The 7,596-nt window shown below is 71.0% G+C and carries 6 protein-coding genes; all 6 read left to right on the plus strand.

The window, feature by feature from the left end:
- The coding region (locus ACLJK8_RS21095) for an FAD-dependent oxidoreductase (protein ID WP_413152356.1) at window positions 1–837 on the plus strand (837 nt) is incomplete at its 5' end.
- Between the two features lie 11 nt (window positions 838–848).
- On the plus strand, window positions 849–1,151 hold the full coding sequence (locus ACLJK8_RS21100) for a sarcosine oxidase subunit delta (RefSeq protein WP_413152358.1): 303 nt from the start codon (window positions 849–851) through the stop codon (window positions 1,149–1,151).
- Window positions 1,148–4,147 carry a sarcosine oxidase subunit alpha gene (locus ACLJK8_RS21105; RefSeq protein WP_413152360.1) on the plus strand — a complete coding sequence of 1,000 codons (3,000 nt, stop codon included), beginning with the start codon at window positions 1,148–1,150 and terminating at the stop codon, window positions 4,145–4,147. Before ACLJK8_RS21100 ends, ACLJK8_RS21105 begins: the two co-directional genes overlap by 4 nt.
- A gap of 153 nt (window positions 4,148–4,300) precedes the next feature.
- A complete protein-coding gene (locus ACLJK8_RS21110; RefSeq protein ID WP_413152361.1) occupies window positions 4,301–4,807 on the plus strand; it encodes a sarcosine oxidase subunit gamma in 507 nt (168 codons plus the stop codon).
- Window positions 4,808–4,820: 13 nt separating this feature from the next.
- Window positions 4,821–6,089, plus strand: coding sequence for a serine hydroxymethyltransferase (glyA, locus tag ACLJK8_RS21115; RefSeq protein WP_413152363.1), 1,269 nt, complete (start codon window positions 4,821–4,823; stop codon window positions 6,087–6,089).
- Window positions 6,090–6,268: 179 nt separating this feature from the next.
- On the plus strand, window positions 6,269–7,596 hold a 1,328-nt coding region (locus ACLJK8_RS21120; protein WP_413152365.1), incomplete at its 3' end, for an L-serine ammonia-lyase.

Consider the following 7,596-nt stretch of genomic DNA (forward strand, 5'->3'; position numbering starts at 1 on the left):
CTGAACGGCGTCGACAACGTCTGGCTGTCGGCGAAGGAGGCCAAGGCCTTCTGCCCGCCGCTCGACCTCAACCCGAACGCCCGCTACCCGGTGATGGGCGCCGCCCTCCAGCGCCGCGCCGGCACCGCGCGGCATGACGCGGTGGCGTGGGGCTATGCCCGCGCCGCCGCCGCGCGCGGCGTCGACATCATCCAGAACTGCCCGGTGACGGCGATCCGCCGCGGCCCCGACGGCCGCGTGACCGGCGTCGAGACGGCGAAGGGCTTCATCGCCGCGAAGAAGGTCGCCGTCTCCGCCGCCGGCCACACCTCGGTCGTCATGGAAACGGCCGGCGTGCGCCTCCCCCTCGAATCCTACCCGCTGCAGGCGCTGGTCTCCGAGCCGATCAAGCCGATCTTCCCCTGCGTTGCCATGTCGAACTCGGTCCACGCCTACATCAGCCAGTCCGACAAGGGCGAGCTCGTCATCGGCTCCGGCACCGACCAGTACGTCAGCTACTCCCAGCGCGGTGGCCTCCCGCTGATCGAGCATACGCTGGCCGCGATCTGCGAGATCTTCCCGATCTTCCGGCGGATGCGGATGCTGCGGAAATGGGGCGGCATCGTCGACGTGACCCCGGACCGCTCGGCGATCCTCGGCAAGACGCCCGTCCCTGGCCTCTACGTCAACTGCGGCTGGGGCACAGGCGGCTTCAAGGCGACCCCCGGCGCGGCGCACGTCCTCGCCCACACGGTGGCGAAGGACGAGCCGCACCCGATCAACGCGCCCTTCACGCTGGAGCGCTTCACCACCGGCCGGCTGATCGACGAAGCCGCCGCCGCCGCCGTCGCGCACTAGGGAGACGAGAGATGCTGCTGATCCATTGCCCCTATTGCGACGAGACCCTGCCCGAGCTGGAATTCGCCTACGCCGGCGAGGCCCACATCGCCCGCCCGGCCGACCCGTCGAAGCTGACCGACGAGGAATGGCGCGACTTCCTCTTCATCCGCACCAACCCCAAGGGCGTGCACTTCGAGCGGTGGAGGCACATCAACGGCTGCGCCCGCTTCTTCAACGCCGTGCGCGAGACCGTCGGCGACAAGTTCCTTGCCACCTACAAGGCGGACGCGCCCCGTCCCGACCTCGCCAGCCTGACGGGAGAGCCCAAGTGACGACCTATCGCCTCCCCAACCGCGGCCGCGTCGATCACGCGAAGCCGGTCAGGTTCACCTTCGACGGCAAGGCCTACACCGGCCTCGCCGGCGACACGCTGGCCTCGGCGCTGCTCGCCAACGGCGTCCACCTGATGGGCCGGTCGTTCAAGTACCACCGGCCGCGCGGCGTGGTCTCGGCCGGCTCCGACGAGCCGAACGCGCTCTTCGGCACCCGCCGCGGCCCCGGCCGCTTCGAGCCGAACACCCGCGCCACGCTGCAGGAGCTTCGCGCCGGGCTGGAGGCCACCAGCCAGAACCGCTGGCCCTCGCTCGCCTTCGACATGGGCGCGATCAACGACAACCTCGGCTCGCTGTTCTCCGCCGGCTTCTACTACAAGACCTTCATGTGGCCCCGCGCCTTCTGGGACCGTGTCTACGAGCCGGTGATCCGCAACGCCGCCGGCCTCGGCGTCTCGCCGACCGAGCACGATGCCGACAGCTACGCCTCGCGCTTCCACCATGCGGACGTCCTCGTGGTCGGCGCCGGTCCCGCCGGCCTCGCCGCCGCGCTCGCCGCCGGCCGCTCCGGCGCGTCCGTGATGCTGGTCGACGAGCATGCCGAGATCGGCGGCACCCTCCTCTCCGAGCCCGCCGTCGCCATCGACGGCAAGCCGGCGTGGGACTGGCTCGCCGCCACCGCGGCCGAGCTCGCCGCGCTTCCGAACGTCACGGTGATGCCGCGCACCACCGCGATCGGCTACTACCACCAGAACCTCGTCGGCCTCTGCCAGCGCCTGACCGACCATCTCGACACCGCCCCCGACGGCGCTCCGCGCGAGCGGATGTGGAAGGTCCGCGCGAAGGAAGTCGTGCTGGCGCAGGGCGCGCTGGAGAAGCCGCTGGTCTTCGACGGCAACGACCGCCCCGGCGTGATGCTGGCCGGCGCCGCCCAGACTTACCTCAACCGCTACGGCGTCAAGGTCGGCAACCGCCCGGCGATCGTCACCGCGCATGACAGCGCCTGGCACACCGCCTTCGACCTCGCCGAGGCCGGGGCGAAGCCCGCCGTCATCGTCGACGTCCGGGCCACGGTGGATCCGGCACTGACCGACCGTGCCCGCGCCCTCGGCATCGAGGTGCTCACGGGGCGCACCGTCACCGGCACCTCCGGCCGGCTGCGGGTGAAGTCCCTTCGGGTCAACCGCATGGACGGCGGCAAGGCCGGCGCGGCGCGCGACATCGCCTGCGACACGGTGCTGATGTGCGGCGGCTGGACCCCGTGCCTGCACCTCTTCAGCCACACGCAGGGCAAGCTCGCGTGGAACGAGGCGGCCCAGTGCTACCTCCCCGGCACCAAGACCGAGGCGGTGCAGATCGCAGGAGCCGGCCGCGGCCTCTGGGGCATCGCCGCGTCGCTCGAGGACGGCGCCAACGCGGGCGCGCTCGCCGCGAAGGACGCGGGGAGCGAAGCCGAGGCGCCGGCCTTCACCGTGACCGCCGATCGTACCGGCTCGGGCGTGACGCTGAAGGAACTGCCGACCGACCGCGACCCCGGCAAGGCCAAGGCCTTCATCGACTTCCAGAACGACGTCACCGCCAAGGACATCCGCCTCGCGGTCCGCGAGGGGATGCGCTCGATCGAGCACGTCAAGCGCTACACGACGAACGGCATGGCGACCGACCAGGGCAAGATGTCGAACATCAACGGCCTGATGATCGCCGCCGACGCGCTCGGCAAGGCCCCGCCGCAGGTCGGCCTCACCACCTTCCGCCCGCCCTACTCGCCGACGACCTTCGGCGCCTTCGCCGGCTACCACAAGGACGCGACCTTCGAGGTCACCCGCAAGACGCCGATCGACCCGTGGGCCGAAGCCCACGGCGCCGCCTTCGAACCCGTCGCGCTCTGGCGCCGCGCCTGGTACTTCCCGAAGCCGGGCGAGGACATGCACGCCGCCGTCTCCCGCGAGTGCCGCGGCGCCCGCGCCTCGGTCGGCATCTTCGACGCCTCGACGCTCGGCAAGATCGAGGTCGCGGGGCCGGACGCGGTCGAGTTCATGAACCGGATGTACACCAACCCCTGGACCAAGCTCGGGGTCGGCCGCTGCCGCTATGGCCTGCTGCTCGGCGAGGACGGGTTCATCCGCGACGATGGCGTGATCGGCCGGCTGGCCGAGGACCGCTTCCACGTCACCACGACGACCGGCGGCGCGGCGCGCGTCCTCAACATGATGGAGGACTATCTGCAGACCGAGTGGCCCGACCTCAAGGTCTGGCTCACCTCGACGACCGAGCAGTGGGCGACGATCGCGCTCCAGGGCCCGAACGCCCGCGAGCTCCTCGCCCCCTTCGTCCCCGACGCCGACCTCTCGGCCGAGGCCTTCCCGCATATGGCGGTGATCGAGACGACCGTCGCCGGCTTCCCCGCGCGGCTCTTCCGCGTCTCCTTCACCGGCGAGCTCGGCTTCGAGATCAACGTCCCCGCCCGCCACGGCCGCGCCCTCTGGGAGAAGCTGTGGGAGGCCGGCCAACAGTACGACATCGTGCCCTACGGCACCGAGTCGATGCACGTGATGCGGGCGGAGAAGGGCTACATCATCGTCGGCCAGGACACCGACGGCACGCTGACGCCGGACGACGCCAATCTCAACTGGGCGATCGGCAAGGCGAAGCCCGACTTCGTCGGCAAGCGCTCGCTCACCCGCCCCGACATGGTGGCGAAGGGCCGCAAGCAGCTCGTCGGCCTGCTGACCGACGACCCCAAGGTCGTCTTGCAGGAAGGCGCCCAGATCGTCGCCGACCCGGCGCAGCCGAAGCCGATGACCATGCTCGGCCACGTCACCTCGTCCTACTGGTCGGACGCGCTCGGCCGCTCGATCGCCATGGCGGTCGTCGCCGACGGCCGCGCCCGCGACGGCGAGACCCTGCACATCCCGATGCCCCAGGGGACGATCACCGCCAGGGTCACGAAGACCACCGTCTTCCTCGATCCCGAAAACAGCCGGCTGAGCGCCTGAGAGGAGTTGGAGCCATGACCACCGCGACCGCCTCCGCCACCACCTCGGGCGTGACCATCACCGAGCTGCCGCCGACCACCCGCGTCGCGCTGCGCCTCGCCGACCCCGCCGTCATCCACCTGCCGACCGTCNCGCCTGAGAGGAGTTGGAGCCATGACCACCGCGACCGCCTCCGCCACCACCTCGGGCGTGACCATCACCGAGCTGCCGCCGACCACCCGCGTCGCGCTGCGCCTCGCCGACCCCGCCGTCATCCACCTGCCGACCGTCGTCGGTACCCGCGGCGTGCAGGGCGCGCGCACCGCGCTCTGCCTCGGCCCCGACGAATGGCTGATCGAGGCGCCGGAGACCGAGCGCGCCGCCCTGCTCGGCGACCTCGCGCGGATCCCCGGCCCGCACAGCGCGGTCGAGGTCTCCGACCGCGAGATCACCTACAGTCTCGAAGGCCCGGCCGTCCTGACGCTGCTCGCCACCGGCGCCCCGCGCGATCTCGCGGCGATGCCGGTCGGCACCGGCGCCCGCACCGTCTTCGACACCGCGCAGGTCGTCCTCGTCCGCGATGCCGACGACCGCTTCCGCCTTACCGTCTGGCGCTCCTTCGCGCCGCACGTCCGCGCCCTCCTCGCCCTTGCCGAGCGTGAGCTCGCCGCCGGCCTCTAAGGAACCAAGCCCCATGCTCGACACGGACACCTCCCGCCTCTCCGACACCGCCGTCGCCGCCGCCATCGGCCGCGAGCTCGGCCGCCAGCAGCATCAGATCGAGCTGATCGCCTCGGAGAACATCGTCTCCCGCGACGTGCTGATCGCTCAAGGGAGCGTCCTGACCAACAAGTACGCCGAGGGCTACCCCGGCAAGCGCTACTACGGCGGCTGCGAATTCGTCGACGAGGTCGAGACGATCGCCATCGACCGGGTGAAGCAGCTGTTCGGCGCCGGCTTCGCCAACGTCCAGCCGCATTCCGGCGCGCAGGCCAACCAGGCGGTGTTCCTCGCCCTGCTCCAGCCCGGCGACCGCATCATGGGCATGAACCTGGCCCATGGCGGCCACCTGACCCACGGCTCGCCGGTCACCATGTCCGGCAAGTGGTTCGACGTCGTGAGCTATGAGGTCCGGGCACAGGACCAACTGATCGACATGGACGCGGTGCGCGCCCGCGCGCTCGAGACGAAGCCGAAGCTCATCATCGCCGGCGCTTCCGCCTATCCGCGCGAGATCGACTTCGCCCGCTTCCGCGAGATCGCCGACGAGGTCGGAGCCTATCTCATGGTCGACATGGCGCATTACGCGGGGCTGATCGCCGCCGGGCTCTATCCGAATCCGGTGCCGCATGCCCATGTCGTGACCTCGACCACCCACAAGACGCTGCGCGGGCCCCGCGGCGGCATCATCCTGACGAATGACGAGGCGCTGGCGAAGAAGCTCAACTCCGCCGTCTTCCCCGGAAACCAGGGCGGACCGCTCATGCACGTCATCGCCGCCAAGGCCGTCGCCTTCGGCGAGGCGCTCGAGCCCTCGTTCAAGACCTACGCCGCGCAGGTCATCGCCAACGCCCGGACCCTTGCCGCCACCCTGCGGCAGGGCGGCCTCGACATCGTCTCCGGCGGAACCGACTGCCACATGGTGCTCGTGGACCTGCGGCCAAAGGGCGTGACGGGCCGCGACGCGGAACGCGCGCTTGAAAGGGCGGGCCTGACCTGCAACAAGAATGCGATCCCCTTCGACCCGGAGAAGCCCTTCGTGACCTCCGGTGTCCGCCTCGGTACCTCCGCCGGCACGACCCGCGGCTTCGGCGAGGCGGAATTCGCCCGCGTCGGCGAGCTCGTCCTGAGGGTGGTCGATGCGCTGGCCGCGTCGGGCGGCGAGGGTGATGCCGCGGTCGAGGCCGAGGTACTGGCCGAGGTGCGCAAGCTCACCGACGCCCACCCGATCTACGCCGGCTGACGGACGCGGGGGGCGTGCGCGGAAGTGTCGGCGCGCGCAGGCGTTCCGACGCTCCCCGCCGAGCGGCCTGAACCCTCCTTGCCAAGGGGTTAACGCGCGGAACGAAACGTAGTACGATCAACGGCTTGACCTCCGTCGCACGCGCGCGACGGAGCCCGTCGCACATCCCCGGAGGGGCCATGTTCCTCAGCGTCTTCGACATCTTCAAGATCGGCGTCGGCCCATCGAGCTCGCACACGATGGGCCCGATGCTCGCCGCCGCCCGCTTCCTCGACGCGCTCCGCGACGGCTCGGACCGGGTGCCCGGCTCGGGCAAGGTGGCGCGCCTCGAAGCCTCGCTTCACGGCAGCCTCGCCTTCACCGGCAAGGGCCATGCGACCGACCGCGCGGTGATCCTCGGCCTGCTCGGCTTCGTGCCCGAGACGCTCGACGCGGAAGAGGCCGAGCGGCGGTTGACCGAGCTCGGCGAAACCGGCCGGATCGACGTGCCGGAGATCGGGCCGCTGGCCTTCGACCCGGAGAAGGGCGTGATCTTCGACTACGGCCCGCCGCTTCCCGGCCATGCCAACGGCATGGTGCTGCGCGCCTTCGACGCCCAGGACAACCTCTATCTGACCGAGACCTATTATTCGGTCGGCGGCGGCTTCGTCCTGACCGAGCGCGAGATGAAGGGCGCGACGATCAAGGGCGACGACGCCAAGATCACCCGCCCCTACCCTTTCGCGACCGCCGCCGAGATGCTGGCCATGGGCGAGGCCTCGGGCCTTTCCATCGCCGCGATGAAACGCGCGAACGAGACGGCGGGCGGGCAATCCCCGCTCGACGCCGGCATCGACCGGCTCCTGAAGGTGATGAACGACTGCGTGGACCGGGGTCTCGCCACGGATGGCATCCTGCCCGGCGGGCTCAACGTCCGCCGCCGCGCCCGCGCGATCCACGAGGCGCTGCTCGCCGAGCGCGGCAACAACCTCGCCCAGCCGCATACGGTCAACGACTGGCTCTCGGTCTATGCGATGGCGGTCAACGAGGAGAACGCCGCCGGCGGACAGGTCGTGACCGCGCCGACCAATGGCGCCGCGGGCGTCGTGCCGGCTGTCATCCGCTACTACCGAGACCATTGCGTCGGCGCGAGCCACAGGGGCACCCGCGACTTCCTGCTGACCGCCGCGGCGATCGGGGGGATCATCAAGACCAACGCCTCGATCTCGGGCGCCGAGGTCGGCTGCCAGGGCGAGGTCGGCTCCGCCGCCGCGATGGCCGCCGCCGGGCTCTGCGCCGCGCTCGGCGGGACCAACGCGCAGATCGAGAACGCGGCCGAGATCGCGCTCGAACATCACCTCGGCATGACCTGCGACCCGGTGAAGGGTCTCGTCCAGGTCCCCTGCATCGAGCGCAACGGCCTCGGCGCCATCAAGGCCGTCGCGGCGGCGAGCCTCGCGCTGCGCGGCGACGGCACCCATATCGTGCCGCTCGACGCCTGCGTGGAGACCATGCGCCAGACCGGCCA

It is taken from the genome of Amaricoccus sp. W119 (genome assembly GCF_047275745.1).
Classification (GTDB): domain Bacteria; phylum Pseudomonadota; class Alphaproteobacteria; order Rhodobacterales; family Rhodobacteraceae; genus Amaricoccus.

What these genes read in the sequence shown, in the direction of transcription:
- ACLJK8_RS21100 (WP_413152358.1), top strand. Translation starts at nt 849, where the DNA reads ATGCTGCTGATCCATTGCCCCTATTGCGACGAGACCCTGCCCGAGCTG.
- ACLJK8_RS21110 (WP_413152361.1), top strand. Translation starts at nt 4,301, where the DNA reads ATGACCACCGCGACCGCCTCCGCCACCACCTCGGGCGTGACCATCACC.
- glyA (WP_413152363.1), top strand. Translation starts at nt 4,821, where the DNA reads ATGCTCGACACGGACACCTCCCGCCTCTCCGACACCGCCGTCGCCGCC.